This is a genomic window from Eubacterium sp. ER2, from assembly GCF_000765215.1.
Lineage (GTDB): Bacteria > Bacillota > Clostridia > Lachnospirales > Lachnospiraceae > Claveliimonas > Claveliimonas intestinigallinarum.
In genome coordinates this window covers 55,132-72,596 of record NZ_JPJE01000008.1, presented here as the reverse complement: position 1 = coordinate 72,596, position 17,465 = coordinate 55,132, and the positions used below count along the sequence as shown (strand labels likewise).

General features: G+C 55.8%; 19 protein-coding genes. 1 reads left to right on the top strand and 18 read right to left on the bottom strand.

The genetic code is table 11. The features are described from left to right. Nucleotides 1-31: 31 nt before the first annotated feature. The 6 genes from NI21_RS0103685 to miaB form a co-directional block, all read right to left on the bottom strand. Entirely contained in the window at nt 32-289 is a 258-nt protein-coding gene (locus NI21_RS0103685) for a hypothetical protein (RefSeq protein WP_242842808.1), read from the bottom strand. A 17-nt stretch (nt 290-306) separates the two neighbouring features. Beyond that, nucleotides 307-1,287: a tRNA (adenosine(37)-N6)-dimethylallyltransferase MiaA gene (gene miaA, locus NI21_RS0103680; RefSeq protein ID WP_033124892.1), complete on the bottom strand. Its 981-nt coding sequence runs from the start codon at nt 1,285-1,287 to the stop codon at nt 307-309. Beyond that, entirely contained in the window at nt 1,287-3,425 is a 2,139-nt protein-coding gene (gene mutL / locus NI21_RS0103675) for a DNA mismatch repair endonuclease MutL (protein ID WP_033124891.1), read from the bottom strand. Before mutL ends, miaA begins: the two co-directional genes overlap by 1 nt. A gap of 1 nt (nt 3,426) precedes the next feature. Beyond that, nucleotides 3,427-6,072 carry a DNA mismatch repair protein MutS gene (gene mutS, locus NI21_RS0103670; protein ID WP_242842807.1) on the bottom strand — a complete coding sequence of 882 codons (2,646 nt, stop codon included), beginning with the start codon at nt 6,070-6,072 and terminating at the stop codon, nt 3,427-3,429. 83 nt (nt 6,073-6,155) lie between these two features. Further along, nucleotides 6,156-6,584, bottom strand: coding sequence for a hypothetical protein (locus NI21_RS0103665; RefSeq protein WP_033124933.1), 429 nt, complete (start codon nt 6,582-6,584; stop codon nt 6,156-6,158). Between the two features lie 79 nt (nt 6,585-6,663). Then, nucleotides 6,664-8,118 (bottom strand): tRNA (N6-isopentenyl adenosine(37)-C2)-methylthiotransferase MiaB, encoded by a 1,455-nt coding sequence (miaB, locus tag NI21_RS0103660; protein WP_033124889.1) that lies wholly within the window; start codon nt 8,116-8,118, stop codon nt 6,664-6,666. 212 nt (nt 8,119-8,330) lie between these two features. Between miaB and NI21_RS0103655 the strand changes: the two genes are divergently transcribed. After that, nucleotides 8,331-8,936 carry a Fic family protein gene (locus tag NI21_RS0103655; RefSeq protein WP_033124888.1) on the top strand — a complete coding sequence of 202 codons (606 nt, stop codon included), beginning with the start codon at nt 8,331-8,333 and terminating at the stop codon, nt 8,934-8,936. Nucleotides 8,937-8,980: 44 nt separating this feature from the next. Here the strand turns inward: NI21_RS0103655 and NI21_RS0103650 are convergent, their stop codons facing one another. From NI21_RS0103650 to NI21_RS0103595, 12 genes are all read right to left on the bottom strand, one after another. Further along, nucleotides 8,981-9,163 carry a DUF4250 domain-containing protein gene (locus NI21_RS0103650; RefSeq protein WP_033124887.1) on the bottom strand — a complete coding sequence of 61 codons (183 nt, stop codon included), beginning with the start codon at nt 9,161-9,163 and terminating at the stop codon, nt 8,981-8,983. A 67-nt stretch (nt 9,164-9,230) separates the two neighbouring features. Continuing rightward, a complete protein-coding gene (locus tag NI21_RS0103645) occupies nt 9,231-9,791 on the bottom strand; it encodes a 5-formyltetrahydrofolate cyclo-ligase (protein WP_033124886.1) in 561 nt (186 codons plus the stop codon). After that, the gene (locus NI21_RS0103640; protein WP_033124885.1) at nt 9,769-9,990 is read right to left on the bottom strand and encodes a DUF896 domain-containing protein; all 222 of its coding nucleotides are present in this window, start codon (nt 9,988-9,990) and stop codon (nt 9,769-9,771) included. Before NI21_RS0103640 ends, NI21_RS0103645 begins: the two co-directional genes overlap by 23 nt. 122 nt (nt 9,991-10,112) lie before the next feature. After that, entirely contained in the window at nt 10,113-10,517 is a 405-nt protein-coding gene (locus NI21_RS0103635; protein ID WP_033124884.1) for a hypothetical protein, read from the bottom strand. 58 nt (nt 10,518-10,575) lie between these two features. Next, complete coding sequence (locus tag NI21_RS0103630) at nt 10,576-12,237, bottom strand: polysaccharide biosynthesis protein (protein ID WP_033124883.1); 1,662 nt, start codon at nt 12,235-12,237, stop codon at nt 10,576-10,578. Between the two features lie 21 nt (nt 12,238-12,258). Then, the gene (ybeY, locus tag NI21_RS0103625; protein ID WP_033124882.1) at nt 12,259-12,753 is read right to left on the bottom strand and encodes an rRNA maturation RNase YbeY; all 495 of its coding nucleotides are present in this window, start codon (nt 12,751-12,753) and stop codon (nt 12,259-12,261) included. After that, entirely contained in the window at nt 12,754-13,752 is a 999-nt protein-coding gene (locus NI21_RS0103620; protein WP_033124881.1) for a PhoH family protein, read from the bottom strand. Next, on the bottom strand, nt 13,739-15,046 hold the full coding sequence (locus tag NI21_RS0103615; RefSeq protein ID WP_242842806.1) for a sporulation protein YqfD: 1,308 nt from the start codon (nt 15,044-15,046) through the stop codon (nt 13,739-13,741). Before NI21_RS0103615 ends, NI21_RS0103620 begins: the two co-directional genes overlap by 14 nt. A gap of 13 nt (nt 15,047-15,059) precedes the next feature. Beyond that, nucleotides 15,060-15,347, bottom strand: a complete 288-nt coding sequence (locus tag NI21_RS0103610; protein ID WP_052083894.1) for a YabP/YqfC family sporulation protein — start codon at nt 15,345-15,347, stop codon at nt 15,060-15,062. Nucleotides 15,348-15,414: 67 nt separating this feature from the next. After that, nucleotides 15,415-16,017 carry a flavin reductase gene (locus NI21_RS0103605; RefSeq protein WP_033124880.1) on the bottom strand — a complete coding sequence of 201 codons (603 nt, stop codon included), beginning with the start codon at nt 16,015-16,017 and terminating at the stop codon, nt 15,415-15,417. A gap of 48 nt (nt 16,018-16,065) precedes the next feature. Beyond that, entirely contained in the window at nt 16,066-16,659 is a 594-nt protein-coding gene (locus tag NI21_RS0103600) for an HD domain-containing protein (RefSeq protein ID WP_033124879.1), read from the bottom strand. A gap of 96 nt (nt 16,660-16,755) precedes the next feature. Then, a complete protein-coding gene (locus NI21_RS0103595; RefSeq protein WP_138303044.1) occupies nt 16,756-17,319 on the bottom strand; it encodes a DUF4854 domain-containing protein in 564 nt (187 codons plus the stop codon). Nucleotides 17,320-17,465 lie beyond the last annotated feature (146 nt).

Genomic DNA, 17,465 nt, shown 5'->3' with positions numbered 1-17,465 from the left:
CCGCCTCTGCCGGCGTCTGCCTGCCCCGCGTCTACCTGTGCTCGCCCCTTGTCATGGCCGCCATGATGCGTGTCTTCATCTGGGCGCACTGGGCGTCAAACTCCGGGTTGATGGCCGGGATCTCCCTCATCACGTCCGCCGCCTCCCGGTATTTATACATATCATATAAAAGGCCTGCCCGGTTCAGATTGAACATGGCCTTCTCCCCCTTTGTCTTCGCAAGGGGCTCAAGAGCCATCAGCTCCTTATATGTCTTCTCCGAATTTTTGCTGTACGAATAGAGCTCCATAAGAGGGTTCATCCTCTTTAAAAATCTGGAGCCCCCGAATAGTCCTTTAAACATATCCCTTCTACTCCCTCCGCTATATAGGAAAGCATTGCCTCCACTATTTTTTTCTCATCGTAGTCATACGAGGGCTTGTCGATCCAGATCACCTCTTTCTCCCTCTTAAACCAGGTGATCTGGCGCTTGGCAAAATGCCTCGTGTCCCGCTTGATCCTGTAGACAGCCTCCCCAAGACTGCAGTTTCCCTCCAGGTAATCCAGTATCTCCTTGTAGCCCAGCCCCTGCATGGACACCATGCCCGGGCGCATCCCCATCTCCCTCAGACGGCGGACCTCCTCTACGAGGCCCTCCTCCATCATCTGGTCCACTCTCCTGTCAATGCGCTGGTACAGCCTGCTCCGCTCGTCATTCAGGACAAAGTACCGGAAATTATAGGAGGAGCTGCGCTGCCTCTCCCGCTCGTTGTGAACCGATATCTTCTCCCCTGTCTGGTGGTAGAATTCCAGAGCCCGTATCACCCGCTTCACATTGTTCGGGTGGATGGCCCTGGCGGACTCCTCATCCACCTGGGCTAAGCGGGCATGGAGCGCGGACGGTCCCTTCTCTCTGGCGAAGGCCTCCAGCTCCCCGCGCAGGCCGTCGTCCTCCCCGCCCTCCGTAAAATCAATGTCGTAGAGGAGAGCCTGGATATAAAATCCTGTTCCGCCCACCACGATAGGAATATGGCCGTTTGCCCGGATCCTCTCCATAGCCTCCCTTGCCATGGACTGGAACCGTACCACATTGAACTCCTGATCAGGCTCCAGCACATCCACCAGGTAGTGGGGCACTCCCTCCATCTCCCCGGGGCGTATCTTGGCAGAACCGATATCCATATGGCGGTACACCTGCATGGAGTCGGCGGAGATGATCTCGCCGCCGATCCGCTTTGCCAGGGTGATGGACGCTTTTGTCTTCCCCACTGCGGTGGGGCCGGTCAACACAATTAGTGGCTGTTTCATCACACGATCCTCTTGAATTTCTTTTCCAGTTCGCGCCTGCTCATGGCGATAATCGTCGGTCTTCCGTGGGGACAGTGGTAGGGGTTCTCAAGCTTTAGCAGCTCCCCGATGAGAGTCTCCACCTCTCTCGCGGAGAGTCTCATGTTTCCCTTCACCGCCGCCTTGCAGGACATGGACGCGATCTTCTCGTCAATGATATCCGGTGCCAGTCCAGTATAAAGCTCATCAGATAAGCTGTCAATCATCTCCATAAGAAGATCCCTCTTCGCAATACTGAAAAGATTGTCCGGCACGGCACGCACAGCGTAGGAATCCTGCCCGAACTCCTCGATCTCAAAGCCAATCCTTGTAAACTGATCCATATATGTATTGAGAAGCTGAGCCTCCTGCATGGTCAGGTTCAGGATGATGGGGGGACTGATGATCTGGGAGGTGAAATCTCTCGTCTTCATCCCCGCCAGCGTCTTCTCGTAGAGCACCCTCTCGTGGGCGGCGTGCTGGTCTATAATATAGAGATTATCCTTAAATTCCACCAGCCAGTAGGTCTCGAAGACTTGCCCGATGATCCGGTACTGGGAAACCGCCTGGGGACTCAGAAGCTTCTCCTCAAAAAGATTGAGCTGTTTTGGAGCTTGCTCTGTTTTTTTCTCCGGAACTTCCGTTTTCTCCAGAGCACGCTCTGTTTTTTCAGACTCCGCCCTGTAGTTCGCAGCCTCTCTGATCCGGTCACGAGTCACCTCGGGCCTGTGTATCTGCCCCTGCTCCTGCACCTCCGCAGCGGCGCTCTGCTGATGATAGGAGAGAACCCGCTCTCTCATTTTCTTCATGAAATAGTCCAGATCCTTTCGCGGCTCCCGGTCCGGCTGACCAGCCTGAGTACGCGGCGTCTGTCCTGCGTTTTCAGGCCCATTTTTAAAGAGCGCGCTCTGTTTTTCCTCTTCCGGCTCGTTCGGGACTTCATATGCGCTCTGTTTTTTATAGAGCACACTCTGTTTTTCTATGTTTCCTGCCGTGTTCCTGGCAATCGTTTCTTCTGCCGACAGCGCTCTTCTCTCCCTCTCCGGGGCAGCCGCCTCCTGTGCCGGTATGTGCTTTTCCTTCTCCGGCGCCGCTCCCGGCGGCTCCGGCAGATCGATCTGAGGGATCAGCTCATCGTGGTGAAGGGAGCGGGACACAGCCTCGCAGACGCTGTTGTAGATCTCCTGCTGGTTCTGGAAGCGCACCTCCATCTTGGTGGGGTGCACGTTCACATCCACGATCTCCGTGTCCACCTGGATATGAAGCACAGTAAAGGGATATTTGTGCTGCATCTGGAAATCCTTGTAGGCGTCCTCGATGGCCTTTGAGATAATGCTGCTCTTCACATATCTTCCATTGATAAAGTAAATCTCAAAGTTCCGGTTTCCTCTGGAGACAAGAGGTTCACCGATGCAGCCCGAAATGTGAATGCCCCTCCCCTCAAAGTCCACCTCCAGCAGGTGGGAGGCGATCTCCCTCCCGTACACGTGATAGATCACATCCCGCAGGCTGCCGTTCCCGGAGGTGTGCAGCTTAGACTGGCCGTTGTTGCGGAACTGGAAGGAAATCTCCGGATGGGACAGGGCCAGCCTGGTGACCAGATCTCCCACATGGCTCGCCTCCGTCATGGGCGTCTTTAAGAATTTCCGCCTGGCGGGGGTGTTGTAGAAGAGCTGGCGCACAAGAAAGGTAGTGCCGTCCGGCGCTCCCGTCTCCTCCGGATGTCCGCCCTTTCCTCCCTCGATCCTGTAGGAGGCGCCGAAGGTACTGTCCTTTGTCTTTGTGATCAGCTCAACCTGAGCCACGGCCGCGATACTGGAGAGAGCCTCTCCCCTAAAGCCCAGGGAGGAGATGTGGGACAAATCCTCCGCGGAACGTATCTTGCTTGTGGAGTGGCGCAGAAAAGCCGCCGGAATGTCCTCCATCTCAATGCCACAGCCGTTGTCCGTCACCCGGATAAAGGAGATGCCTCCATCCCGAATCTCCACCGTGATGGAGGTGGCTCCTGCGTCTATGGCGTTCTCCAGGAGCTCCTTCACAATGGAGGCCGGGCGTTCGATCACCTCGCCGGCCGCTATCTTGTCTATCGTTACCTGGTCTAAAACCTGTATTCTGCTCATATTACCACCTGTTTTTCAATTTATTCTGAAGCTGGTACAGCGTGTTCAAGGCGTCAATGGGCGTGAGATGGCTGACGTCCAGATTTTTGATCTCCTCCAGCACATCGTCGTCCCTGACCGTGTCGAAGAGGGACATCTGGGCCATATCCACCTCGTCGTACTTCTTCGCCTTTTTCTTTGTCTCTCTGCCGCCTGACGCGATATCCTTCACCCTTGTGGTGATGTCCGCGTAGGACAGCTCCTCCGCGATCTCCTTGGCACGCTCGATGACTGGGTCCGGCACGCCGGCCAGCTTGGCCACCTGGATACCGTAGCTGCGGTCCGCGCCGCCTTTGACGATCTTGCGCAGGAACACAATATCGTCCCCCTTTTCCTTCACCGCGATACAGTAGTTGTGGACATTGTCTATCTTGCCCTCCAGCTCTGTCAGCTCGTGATAATGGGTGGCAAAGAGGGTCTTGGCGCCCAAAAGCTTGGTGTTGCTGATATGCTCCACCACCGCCCAGGCGATGCTCAGGCCGTCGAAGGTACTGGTGCCCCGCCCGATCTCATCCAGAATGAGAAGGCTGTGGCGGGTGGCGTTCCGCAGGATATTGGCCACCTCCGTCATCTCCACCATAAAGGTGCTCTGCCCGGATGCCAGGTCGTCAGAAGCTCCCACCCTCGTGAAGATCCTGTCCACGATACCGATATCCACGCTGGACGCAGGCACGAAGGAGCCCACCTGGGCCATCAGCACGATGAGGGCGGTCTGGCGCATGTAGGTGGATTTTCCCGCCATGTTGGGCCCGGTGATGATGGAGATCCGGTCCTTCTTGTCATCCAGATATGTATCGTTGGCAATGAACATGTCGTTTGGGATCATCTGCTCCACCACCGGGTGGCGTCCGTCCTTGATGTTGATGACACCCTTCTCATTGATCTTCGGCCTCACATACCGGTTCCGCTCCGCCACCACGGCCAGGGAGGCCAGCATGTCAAGCTGGGCCACCGCCTTCGCCGTGTTCTGGATGCGCACCACTTCTTTTCCTATGGTGTCCCGGACTTCGCAGTACAGCTCATACTCCAGGGCGTACAGCTTGTCCTCCGCCCCCAGGATGGTGTCCTCCAGCTCCTTGAGGCGGGGCGTGATGTAGCGCTCCGCGTTGGCCAGCGTCTGCTTTCTTGTATAGTAATCCGGCACCAGATTTTTAAAGGAATTGGTCACCTCCAGATAGTAGCCGAAGACCTTGTTGTATTTAATCCGCAGGTTCTTGATGCCTGTCTTCTCCCGCTCTTCCTCCTCCAGCTTCGCCAGCCAGTCCTTCCCCTCGGTCTTGGCGTTTCGCAGGCGGTCCACCTCCTCGCTGTAGCCCTCGCGAATGATGCCGCCCTCCTTCATGGCAAGGGGAGGATCCTCACAGATGGCCCTCCCGATCAGGTCGCAGATGTCCTCCAGAGCGTCCATCTCCCCCAGTATCTCCTTCAGAAGGGGAGAGCGCAGATCCTCCATGATGCACCGGATGTGGGGCAGCATGGACAGGGAGCTGTAAAAGGCAGTCAGATCCCTTGGGTTGGCGGACTTGTAGGTGATCTTGCTCAAAAGCCGCTCCAAATCGTAGACAGGAGTCAGGTACTCCCGCATCTCCTCCCGGCAGATGGCGTTGTCCAGGAGCTCCTCCACCGCGTCCAGCCGCCTCTCAATCTGCTTCTTGTCTATGAGGGGCTGTTCCAGCTGCTTGCGCAGCATCCTGGCTCCCATGGCGGTCTTTGTCTTGTCCAGCACCCAAAGAAGGGAGCCCCTCTTCTGCTTTTCCCGCAGCGTCTCGCTAAGCTCCAGATTTCGCCTTGTGGAGCTGTCCAGCACCATGTACTTTCCCGTCACGTACCGGGTCAGATGGGAGAGCTGGACAAGATCCGTCTTCTGGGTCTCCTTCAGGTAGACGAGGAGGGCTCCGGCGCCGATGACGCCGCAGTCAAAGTCCCCGATGCCCAGGCTCTCCATAGAGCTCACCTTAAAGTGCTCCTCCAGGGTCCGGCGGCAGATGGCATCGTCAAAATACCAGGCGTCCAGGGCGTAGACAGTAATCCCCAGACGCCCCTTCAGGTCGTCCAGATCCATGCCGCTCATGTAGAAGGCCTCATTGCAGATCAGCTCCGAGGGCATCAGGTGGGTGATCTCGTCAAAGAGCATACCGCTGTCCCCGATCTCTGTCACAAAATACTCTCCCGTGGTCACGTCCGCCACGGAGACGCCGTAGGTGTCCCCAATATAGGCCACACACATGATATAATTGTTTTTCGTCTCGTCCAGGGCCTGGGGATCCACCGTGGTCCCCGGGGTGACGATACGCACCACCTCTCTTTTGACCAGTCCCTTGGCCGTGGCCGGGTCCTCCATCTGCTCGCAGATGGCCACCTTGTAGCCCTTGGCCACCAGACGGCTCAGGTAGCTGTCCACCGCGTGGTAGGGCACGCCGCACATGGGCGCCCGCTCCTCCAGGCCGCAGTTCTTCCCTGTCAGAGTGATCTCCAGCTCCCGGGACGCGGTGAGGGCGTCATCGAAAAACATCTCATAAAAATCTCCCAATCTATAGAAAAGGATGCAGTCGCTATATTGCTTCTTCGTCTCCACATACTGCTGCATCATCGGAGTTAATTCAGCCATGTAAGTTCTCCTTTGCTGTTCTTGTCTTTTGTGTGCACGCCCGCAGGCATACATAGTTAAGTATAGCACATTTTCCCGTCAAATTAAATCAGGAAAAAATGCGGTTTTTTCTCGCCAAATACCTTCCACAGGATGTTCCCTCCCAGATAGATCCCCACCACGCTGAGGCAGGAAAAGAGGAGCATGAAGGGCACGCAGATCTGTCCGAAGAGCTGCAAGGGCATCCCCGTGTAGTCCCACACATGCCAGCCCATCCACTTGTTGACGATGATCCCGGTGATAAATTCGCAGGAGGTGATAAAGACCATGCACCGGAGAAGCTGCACCCACAGCGGATCCTGCCACTGGCGCACGCTCCCCTGCCAGGCGCAGAAGCACATACAGATGCCTCCCAGGACAAACATGCTCCAGTGGGAGAAGCCCCGGAACACCACCTCAAAGCCGTAGTAGAGACACCCTCCCACGAACCACAGCAGCAGATATTCACAAATTTTCTTTCTGTATTCTCTCATAAAAAACGCCCTCACTGTATAGTCTCCTATATAGTGTGAGCGTTTCTGCCGCAAAATATAAATGGTCACAGCTGGCATTTTACACCATATGGCCAAGATAGTAAAATCCTCTGCACTCGTCCAGGCGCACCTGCACCAGCTTTCCTGTGAGATCCTCCCCGCCCGGGAAATGGACAAGGAGATTGTTGCTCATCCGTCCGGTCATAAGGGACGGGTCATGGTCGTTCACCGACTCCACCAGCACCTCCTGGACAGTGCCCTGGTGAACGGCGCACACCTCACCGGCGATCTCCTGCACTTCCTTAAGAAGCCGGTCAAACCGGTCCTTCACCACCTCCTGGGGAACCTGGTCCTCCATGGCCGCGGCGGGAGTGCCTGTCCGCTTTGAGTAGATAAAGGTAAAGGCGCTGTCGTACCGCACCCTTCTCACCACATCCAGCGTCTCCTGGAAATCCTCCTCCGTCTCCCCGGGGAAGCCCACAATGATGTCCGTGGTGAGGGAGATGTCCGGAACGGCGGCCCGTATTTTCTCCACCAGCGCCAGGTACTGCTCCTTCGTGTACCGGCGGTTCATCTTCTCCAGGATCCGGCTGCTCCCGGACTGCACCGGGAGATGGAGATGACGGCAGATCTTCTTCGATCTTCCCATCACCTCTATGAGCTCGTCGGAGAGATCCTTCGGGTGGGAGGTCATAAAGCGGATCCTCTCGATGCCATCCACCTTCTCCACCTCCTCAAGGAGCTGAGCAAAGGTCATAGGGTGCTCCAGCGTCTTCCCGTAGGAGTTCACGTTCTGTCCAAGGAGCATGATCTCCACCACGCCGTCCGCCGCCAGGCGTTCCACCTCCCGGATGATGGCTTTCGGGTCACGGCTCCTCTCCCGCCCCCGGACATAAGGGACGATGCAGTAGCTGCAAAAGTTGTTGCAGCCGAACATGATATTGACGCCGGACTTAAAGGGATATTTCCTGGCCACAGGCAGATCCTCCACGATCTTGTCCGTGTCCTTCCAGATGTCGATGATCATCCGGCCCGACTCCATCCGGGCCGCGATCAGCTCCGCGAACTTGTAGATGTTGTGGGTGCCGAAGATGATGTCCACAAAGTGGTAGCTTTTCTTCAGCTTTTCCACCACCTGGGGCTCCTGCATCATGCAGCCGCAAAGGGCGATCATCATGTGAGGGTTGGACTTTTTCGCGTGTCCAAGCTGTCCCAGGCGTCCGTACACCCTCTGGTTGGCGTTCTCCCGCACAGTGCAGGTGTTGTAGATGACAAAATCTGCCTTCTCCTCCTCCGGCTCCTCCACGTAGCCCACCTTCTTCAAAATGCCCTCCAGCTTCTCCGAGTCCCTGGCGTTCATCTGACAGCCAAAGGTGGTGACGTGGAAGGTGAGGGGACGTCCTGCTCGGGCTGACGCCTCCTGTATGTACTTTCTGGCCTTCTCCATAAAGTAGTACTGCCGCTCCGGCTCATGAGCAGGCGGTTCATCCAGAGGTTCCCTGAATGTCCTCTCCCATTTTTCTTTTTCTATCATTTATCTGTTCACCTCATGAAAATCATTGTACCGCCTAAGAATTATAGCATGCCGCCCATTCGCAGGCAACAGGAAATCCGTCTGGAGCGAACCGTTTTTGTTTATTTTACACAAATATGTACTATGTTTTTGAAAAAAAGTGCTACCCGGGAATTTGGCAGTTGCTTTCTCCCCCTGCATCCGGTATATTTTTTTATGGAGGAAATACGGATATGTTCGAAAAGAAATATTCCATGACCCAGGAAGAGAACGTCTTCTGGGCAAAGAGAAATCTCGTTGATTACATCTGGAAGTCCGCTAACCTGGAAGGTATCGGCGTGACGTTTCCTGAGACACAGACAATTGTCGAGGGCATCAGCGTTCAGGGGAAAAGCATAGATGATATCAACAGCATTGTCCAGCTCAAGCATGGCTGGCAGATGGTATTTGGCACCATAGACGCCCCGCTGGATCTGGACTCTATAAAGAAGCTTCACCTGATCATCGGGAGGACATCTTCTGTCCCTGTCCAAAATAAGGTAGAAGAAGCTATCAGCAGCATCCTGTCCTCTGACAGAGAGTGGACTGAGAGGGCGCTGGACCTTATGCTGTATCTGACAAAAAGCCAGCTTTTCTATGACGGCAACAAGCGGATTGCCATGCTTGCGGCCAACAAGCTCCTTATCCAGCACGGCTGCGGCGTATTGTCCGTCTCCCAGGATCGGCTGGAGAAGTTCTTCACCCTGCTCGTCTCCTACTATGAGGATGACACAAGAGCTGAAGAGTTAAAAGAATTTCTATACAACGAGTGCCTGGACGGCTTCAAAAGCATGAAATAAAGGATGCCTCGCAGGCATCCTTCTATCACATCCTTATTTATAAACTATATAAACTGATTTCTGGCTCTGTCGTATTCGTAGTCAATCCCCTTCAGGGTTTTGGTGATCTCCGCCTTGTCCACCTGCATGTCATCGCAGAGGTCATCCAGATCTCTGTAGAAATCTCTCAGCTTTGTGTTCACCACGCCCAGCATCAGCACCGGGTCTCCCGGAAGTTTCCTCATCATTTGTCCTGCATCTCCTTTTTCACAATCATATTTCTGTACAGTCTGTCCGCTCTCTTACCCGCCTCTTTTATCTGACCTCCACAGTCCGCCTGTCGGTGACGATCACCTGGGCCCGCCTGTCGTGCGGCTCGTGGGGGATCTCCTCAAGCACCTGAAAGTCAAAGGCCAGGGCCATAGTCAGAAGCCCCGGATGGGCCTCCAGATACCTGTCGTAGTAGCCCTTCCCATAGCCGATCCTGTGACCCCTCAGGTCAAAGGCGCTGCCCGGAAGGATCACCAGGCCGTCCCGGCCATCCGCCACCTTGCATCTCTCCGGGTCCGGCTCCCTGACGCCGAAATTACCGGGGGCCGTCTCCTCCAGGGAGCGGATGTAGAAAAAGTCCATCTCCTCCCCGCAGGTCCTGGGGACAGCCACCGCCTTTCCCAGCTCCCAGGCCCTCTCCATAATAGCCCTCGTCCCTGTCTCTCCCCGGAAATCCACATAGCAGTAGATGGTCTTCGCCGCCTGAAACCAGGGATGGGACACGGCCCTCCGGAAGGCCGCCTGCGTCCTCTCCTGCCACTCCTGCCCATCCAGCTTCTCCCGCAGTCCCAGGAGCCGCCGCCTAATTTCCTTTTTTCCGTCCATACTTTTTCCCCAGGTCCGTGATGGAACCGTCCTTTTCCTGTATGGAAATATTGTTGAGCTGTCCCCGCAGGTTCTCCCGCACGGACGCGATGTACTCCTGCCGCAGGAGCTGCTGCTCCTTCTTCTCCGCGTCAGTGAGCCCCTCCGCCTTGGACTTGTGGTAGAGCTCGTTGATTCTTTTTATCTTTTTTTCATCCATTTCTTTTTCCTCTGATTTCTTCCTCTGTATGTTCTTAGAATTCGAAGGCCCGCGTCCCTGTCTGAAGCAGCCTTTGACCGAAATCGCTCTCAGCCGGAGCCGCTCTTCTGCGGGAATAGTCCCTAGCTGGAGTAGCTCTCAAGGAAGCTGTACAGGAGCTCCGTGCTCTCGATGTATTTTCCGTTCTTGATCTCATTCTGCAAAGTGGCGGGAAGGGAGGACACCTCAATGCTTGTGTAGTCGTAGGCTGTCTTCTTGTCGCTCAGGAATACCACCACATACCCGTTGACCTCCATCAGATAGTAGGCGTCCTCTGTGGCAGCGTCTCCCTTGACCGCATCCCCCTCCGTGGTCACGGCCTGTCCGCTCTGCCCTTCCTCCGTCTTCTCTTCCTCCTGCCCGGAGAGGGCCACCTCTTCCCGGGCCCGCTCCACCGCCCTCTCGTAAGTGAAATGATAAGCGGCGGCCAGCACAATGAAGGCCGCCAGGGCGGCAGTGAAAAAACCGATACTCAACTTTTTCTTCATAAGGACAACTCCTTTTTTTAGTAAAGTATCGGCATATTTTCCACAATTTATACACAGCCTAGCGGTATCTGCCCCTGATCAGATGCAGCTTCCTGCAGACGGTGACAAGGGTGGCTCCCTTGGGGGCAGCAAGCAGCTCCTCCTCTGTAATGCCTCCCAGCCCCACCAGGCTGATGCCGTAGACGGCCACAGCCGCGATCACTGCCAGCACTGTGGCCGGCATCTCGCCGATGAACAGCACCCCGAGCAGGTGTACAAGGAGAGAGACGATACTCATGATCACAGCCGCGATGGCCGGGATCACAAAGGTCTGCTTCTGCTCCTGCACGTACCCGCAGGTCTCCCGCAGGTCGTGGGCGTTCAGGATACAGATGGACGCCGCGAATATGATCTTGCTGACCGGGATAGAGTAGATCCCCCACTTAAAGACAACAAGCATAATAAACAGGGCAGCCACGTGGATCACAAGGGAAATGGCCGCGTTCTTCACAGGCTTCCCCATCTCGTCCAGTCCCTGCAATGCCGCGTTGGTCACTGTGGACAGACAGAAGAATACCACGGAAATGCCGCCGATCCGCAGCATCAGAGCCGGGATGGCATTGTCCTGTGTAAAGTACAAAAGATCCAGAAGGGGCCCTGCCAGAGCGATAAAACCGGCTGCGCAGGGAATGGCGATCATCATGTTGAATCGGGACACCATGTTGATCTTGCTGTGGATCTGCCTGCGGTTCCCGGTCTGGATGGTGGCCACCAGGCTGGGGATAAAGGATGACGCCAGGGCGCTGGACACGCTTAGGGGGATGTTGGTCATAGTGTCATACTGGCCGTTCAGCATGCCCAGGAGGGAGGAGTACTCTCTCTCCGCCATCCCCTGAGCGGACATGATATTGGAAAACATGGTCTGGTCCACAATGTTGCTGATATTGTAGACTGTGGCGCTCAGGATGACAGGCGCGATGGTAAAGAGCAGCACCTTGTACACCTGCCCCCGGCTCTCCAGCCGTCTGGTCCTGTCCCGCCTCATCTGCCTTTTCAGCCTTGTCTTGTAGGCCGCAAACACAAACACCAGGAAGAGAAGCGCTGTCAGCGCGCCGATGACCGTACCCAGCGTTCCGCCGGCAGCCGCAGAGGCAGCGCCGTACATCTCCTTGTCCTCGCCGCTTGCCATGGCCCGCCCTGTCTGCATCAGAAGGTAGGCTCCCACAACGCTGACAATGGCATTGATGAGCTGCTCAATGACCTGGGAGACCGCTGTCGGTATCATGGTCCCGTAGCCCTGGAAAAACCCCCGCAGGACTCCCAGGAACGCTACGATCAGGATACAGGGCGCCAGCACCCGCAGGGCGTAGACGCTCATGCCCATCTTCAGTATATCTGTGGAGATAAAGCCGGCGCCGAAGAACACGATGGCTGTCACCACGCCCCCGGCCACCAGGGCAAACACCATGGCCCCCTGGAACACCCGGTAGGCGTTCTTGTACTGTCCTGTAGCCACCCTGGCTGACACCAGCTTGGACACCGCCATGGGAAGGCTGTAGGACGTGAGCATCAGAGCCAGGCTGTACACCTGGAAGACGACGCCGTAGTAGCCGTTTCCCTCGCTGCCCATGATATTGGTCAGGGGGATGCGGTAGGCGAGCCCCACCACCTTTGTGATCATGGCAGCGGCGGCCAGAATGGTCCCCTGGGCCAGAAAATTGGTTCCTTTTTTCTTAGACATAATATTGCTCCATATCTTTTCTTATCGTAAAATCTGGAGTTGTTCCAGTATCTCCCTCTGCTTCTTTTCCATAACGAGGCGCTCATCCTCCCCGATATGGTCATATCCTGTTAAGTGTAACACAGAATGGGCGATTAAGAAAGCAAATTCTCTTTCGGCCGAATGGCCGTAGGCCTGCGCCTGCTCCAGCACCTTGTCTTTGGAGATCACGATATCCCCCAGCACAAGCTCCCCGCTCTCCGGGTCAAAGCAGTCCTCCCTCTCCTCCAGAAAATCAAAATTTCCCGGCTCCCCATACTCCACCATGGGGAAGGAGAGCACGTCCGTGGGCCTGTCAATCCCCCGGAACTGCAGGTTCATCTCATGGATCTGCTCATTTGTGGTAAGGAGCAGGTTCACCTGAGCCTCATAGGGGCAGCCCACATAGTCCAGGGCCGCATCGATAACCCTCTTTGCCAGTTCTTCACAGGGAAGGGGCAGCTGCAGTGCCCCCTCCTCCTCAAAATACAGTGACATCTATTTTCTCCTTCTGTCTCTTCCTCTGTTTTTCTTTGACTCCGCCTTTGACTCATACTCCTCGTAGGCCTTGACGATCCTCTGTACAAGGGGATGGCGCACCACGTCCCTGCTGGTCAGATGGCAGATGCTGATGTCGTCAATATTCTTCACTACATTGACGGCCACGTCCAGCCCCGACGTCTGTCCGGAGGGAAGATCCTTCTGAGTGGCGTCCCCGGTGATGACCACCTTTGAGCCAAAGCCAATGCGGGTCAGGAACATCTTCATCTGGGCCGGCGTGGTGTTCTGGGCCTCATCCAGTATGATAAAGGCATTGTCCAGGGTCCGTCCTCTCATGTAGGCGAGAGGCGCCACCTCGATGAGCCCCTTCTCTGAATTTTTCAGGAAGCTCTCCGCCCCCATGATCTGGTACAGGGCATCGTAGAGCGGCCGCAGGTAGGGGTCGATCTTGCTCTGCAGGTCACCGGGCAGAAAGCCCAGCTTCTCTCCCGCCTCGATGGCCGGCCGGGTCAGAATGATCCTGCCCACCTCATTATTTTTAAATGCCGTAATAGCCATGGCCATGGCCAGATAGGTCTTTCCTGTTCCCGCAGGCCCCAGCCCGAAGACGATCATCTTCTGGCGGATGGCATCCACATATTTTTTCTGGCCCAGGGTCTTGGGCTTGATGGGCTTGCCCTGGAGGGTGTGGCAGATCATGTCCTTGTCAATCTCCAGCACCCGGTCCTCCTGGTCCTCCATAGAGAGGGAGAGCGTGTAGTCCACGTTCTGTTCCCGGATCTCATTGCCCCTCCTTGCAAGCTCTGTCAGCTGCATGAGAACACTTTTGGCCTTATTGGCCTGCCCCTCCTCTCCCAGTATCTTCACCGTATCTCCCCGGGGGATCAGCGTCACCCGGAGAGTGCGCTCTATCTTTTTTGCAAAGCTGTCAAACTGGCCGAACACATGCATCTGGTATTCAGCCGGAATATCGATGGTCAGTTCATTCATTCCCATTCGTCTGGTCTTCCCTTTCTGTCTGGTCTGCCACCTGGGGATCAGGCAGGATCCGGGTGGGGACTTCCCCCGCCACAGGCCCCCTCACAGTCAGTGTACCCCTGGCACAGGCCGCATTTTGCTCTGTGTATATTTTAACATCATTCTCTGTAATTTCCAGTCCCTTTTTTTTCAGCTCCCGGCAGGCCCGCTCAAAGCGTCTGCTGAGGATCTGCTGAAGCTGGCTGTCCGTGTAGCTCTCCGAGGCGACCTGACAGGGCACTGCGGTCCTCTTGCCAATGAACACGGGCAGGGAAAAATTTTCTCCCAGGATAAGCTGTCTCTCCTCCACATGGTACTCATACTCCCGGTAGCTGTTTTTCAGCCATCCGAGGGTAAAGGTCCAGCTCCCGGCCTGAAGGAAATACTCCTCCTGCATCCTGATATTCCCTTTGTCGTACTCGTAGGTGCGCTCTTTGTACTCCCTTGCCACAGTGTCCTCGTAGGGCATCTGGTATTCCCCTGTAATGTCCGCCTGGGCCTGACAGTACCTGTACCCGGTCACCTCCCCCGCATCGTCCTTCAGATCCACCCTGCCGCTCACGAGGATATCCCCCTTCTTCACCTGATCCCCCTCATGGACAAGGGGCGTCCCCTTTCTGGTGACTATGGACAGGATGGTGCAGTCCTCCTGCGCCGCCAGGTCCGTCCCCTCTTCCCCCTGCCCTGCCCCTCCCGCGTCCTGCAGATTCCCCTGGGTCTTTGCGGACAGGTGATTGTTCTCCTTGACCTGGATCACCAGCTTTGTCCCCTGCACAGAGGCGGAGACCCACACAATATCGCTGTAGGCTGCCCGCAGGTCGCGGGCGATCTCCTCGCAGTCCACGCTCCCCGCGGTCATCCCGCAGTGAATGTCCTCAGCCCGCAGGAACGCAAGGAGCGCTTCATCCGTCCTCCTGGAATTGCCCCGGATATCGATCTCCCATATGAAGAGGGAGAGGACGTACACCAGAGCCGCCGCAAAAAAGGCGCCTGCGAAGAAGAGCTTCCGCTTGCGGTATCTGTGTAAAAAAAAAGGAAGGCCATACCGCCTCTTGACCCTCACCTTTGTCCCTGTCTTCCTCGCAAGCGCCTTAATTCTTCTGAAATCCTTCAGCGCCATGTACATCTCGTAGGCTCCCCCGGCGGACCGAAGGCCCCACAGGGCGATCCCCCGATGGCTGCAGGCGTTGAGGAAGCGCTCCGGCGAGTATCCCTCCACACGTATCAGAAGGTATCCCTTTATATATCGGATCATGGACCTGATCAACTGCACATCCTCCCATCTGTCATTTATATTCAATACTGCTGATCAGCCCGGTGATCTTCATCTCTGTGTTCGTGTAATACTCTATGGACAGCCGCTTCCCGGTCAGCCGGATCTGGCCGCTCCTCGTGTTGATACGGATCAGCTCCTGGGTGTACTCCTGTATGCCCCGGTAATTTTCCACCCGAATCTCCTGCCTTCCCGTGGCAGTCAGGACCGGAAGGGACAAAAGCAGCTCCCTGGGCACCCCCGCCGCATCCGCTATGCGGCTGCGAAGCAGCATATCCTCATCCTTTTGCTCTCTTTTCATGCCGAAATGCCCCACATAGCTTTATACCTAGTCTATGCGGGGCATTTCTCCTCTATGCGCTCTCCGGTCAGATCTTCTCAAAATCCGCTGCCCCGTGCTTGCAGACAGGACAGATGAAGTCAGCGGGCAGCTCCTCTCCCTCGTAGATGTAGCCGCAGATCTTACATCTCCAGCCTGTCTTCTTCTCCTTTGCAGGGGCGGGCTTGATACTGGAGTGGTAGTAAGCGTAGGTAGCTGAAGCCGCGCCATCCAGCACCTCCCCGTCTGTCACGTCCGCCAGGAACAGAGTGTGGGTGCCCAGATCCATAGTGTCCACCACCTTTGCGGAAAGGTAGGCGTTGGTCCCCTCTGTGATGTAGTACAGCCCGTTGGCGGAGCGCTCTGCCGCAGCGTAGTCTGCGAACTTGTCCACGTCTCTTCCGCTCTGGAAGCCGAAATGCTTAAAGGTGTCAAAGGACGCCTTCTCAGACAGGATAGACACATTGAACACACCGGTGCGCAGGATCATATCATGAGTGTAGTTTCCCTTGTTCACAGTCAGCGTGATCCGATTTGGCGTGTCTGTTACCTGCCCCGCTGTGTTGGTGATGCAGCCGTTGTCCTTCTCCCCCTCCTTTGCGGTCACTACAAAAAGCCCGTAGCTCAGTTTAAACATTGCAGTCATATCCATCTTCCTTTTCCTCCTACTACTGTTCTATCTTTTATTTTTTGCAAATGACTATTCCCGTATGCGTCCCTTTTCCACATTGGGATCGATCCAGTTTTTCCTTGCGTACTCCCAGAGCTCCTCCGAGCCGGCGTGGGTGTTTCTGTTCCTTCCCAGGATCTGAGACAGCTCCACCTGGTGCTCCACCCAGGCCTTTCCGTCTGTGGCGGCGTTGAGCATCATGGGCTGTAGGTTGTCCATACAGCGGGCAAACCTGGCCTCCGGCGTCTCGCATGCCTCGAATTCCTCCCACAGCGCCTTCAGCCTCTCCCCCTGGTCAGAGGGCAGCAGCCCGTAGATCCTCTCCGCGGCCTTCCGCTCCCTGTCCTTCTGGGTCTTTTTCGCCTCCTCATCGTAGGCGTAGGTGTCCCCCGCGTCAATCTCCACAATATCGTGGATGAGAAGCATGGTGACTGTTTTGAGCACATCGATCCTCTCGTTGGCGTACTCCGAGAGGAGGATTGTCATGACGGCCATGTGCCAGGCGTGCTCCGCGTCATTCTCCTTTCTCTTTCCGTCCGACAGATAGGTCTGTCTCCCGATCAATTTTTCCCGGTCTATCTCCCGGATAAAAGAGAACTGCTTCTCTATTCGTTCCTGATCCATGGCAGTCATCCTTCCTTTTTGTCATTTTGTCTTATCGCCGCCGGGCGCCGCGGCCTGCTGTCACTGGGCGTCTTCCTGTAACGGGTTCCACAGCTGTCACTGGGCGTCCTGCCGGGCCGGGTATTCCCGTGCCGCGATCTGGGCCCCGTTCATATCCAGATACCGCACCACTACTGTGGGCTGTTCCACGCCCACCACATCCGTCAGGGAGTCCGCCACAGACTGAAACGCCTCATCCTGCTGATCCATCGCCTGCTCCATCAGAGGCTTCATCTCCTCTGTCATAGCCAGAGTCGTGTAGGTGTACTCGTAGATCAGGCGGTTGCCCTCGCCTTTGAGCGCAAAGTCGATCTCATCCGTCCTGATATCTTCAAGCGTGCTGTTCAGGATGTTCTGCATCAGATCTGAGGCCACATACTCCTCCATGCTGTCGTAGAGATAATAGGGCTCCTGCTCTGCCGCCTCCTGCGCTTCCTCTGCCGCTCTTTCGGCCTCCCGGGCCGCCTTTCGCTCTTCCTCCTCCAGGCGCTTTTCCTCCTGCGCCCGGGCCTGCTCCCTCTCCCGGTCGGCTTTTTCCCCGGCCCCGCAGCCCGCGGAGGAGAAGGCCAGCGCAAGGGCCAGCAGACTGCACAGGAGTCTTCCCGTAATCTTCCTCCTCATAAAGATATTTGTATTCATCTTATAGCAGAAGGGAAATATTGTCAATAAACGGTGTGTTTTTGCTGTAATATTCGGAATTTTTCTCCGTTCTTTCCATTTCAGTATGTATATGATAGACTATTCGGTGACATTCTTAAACAGAGAGG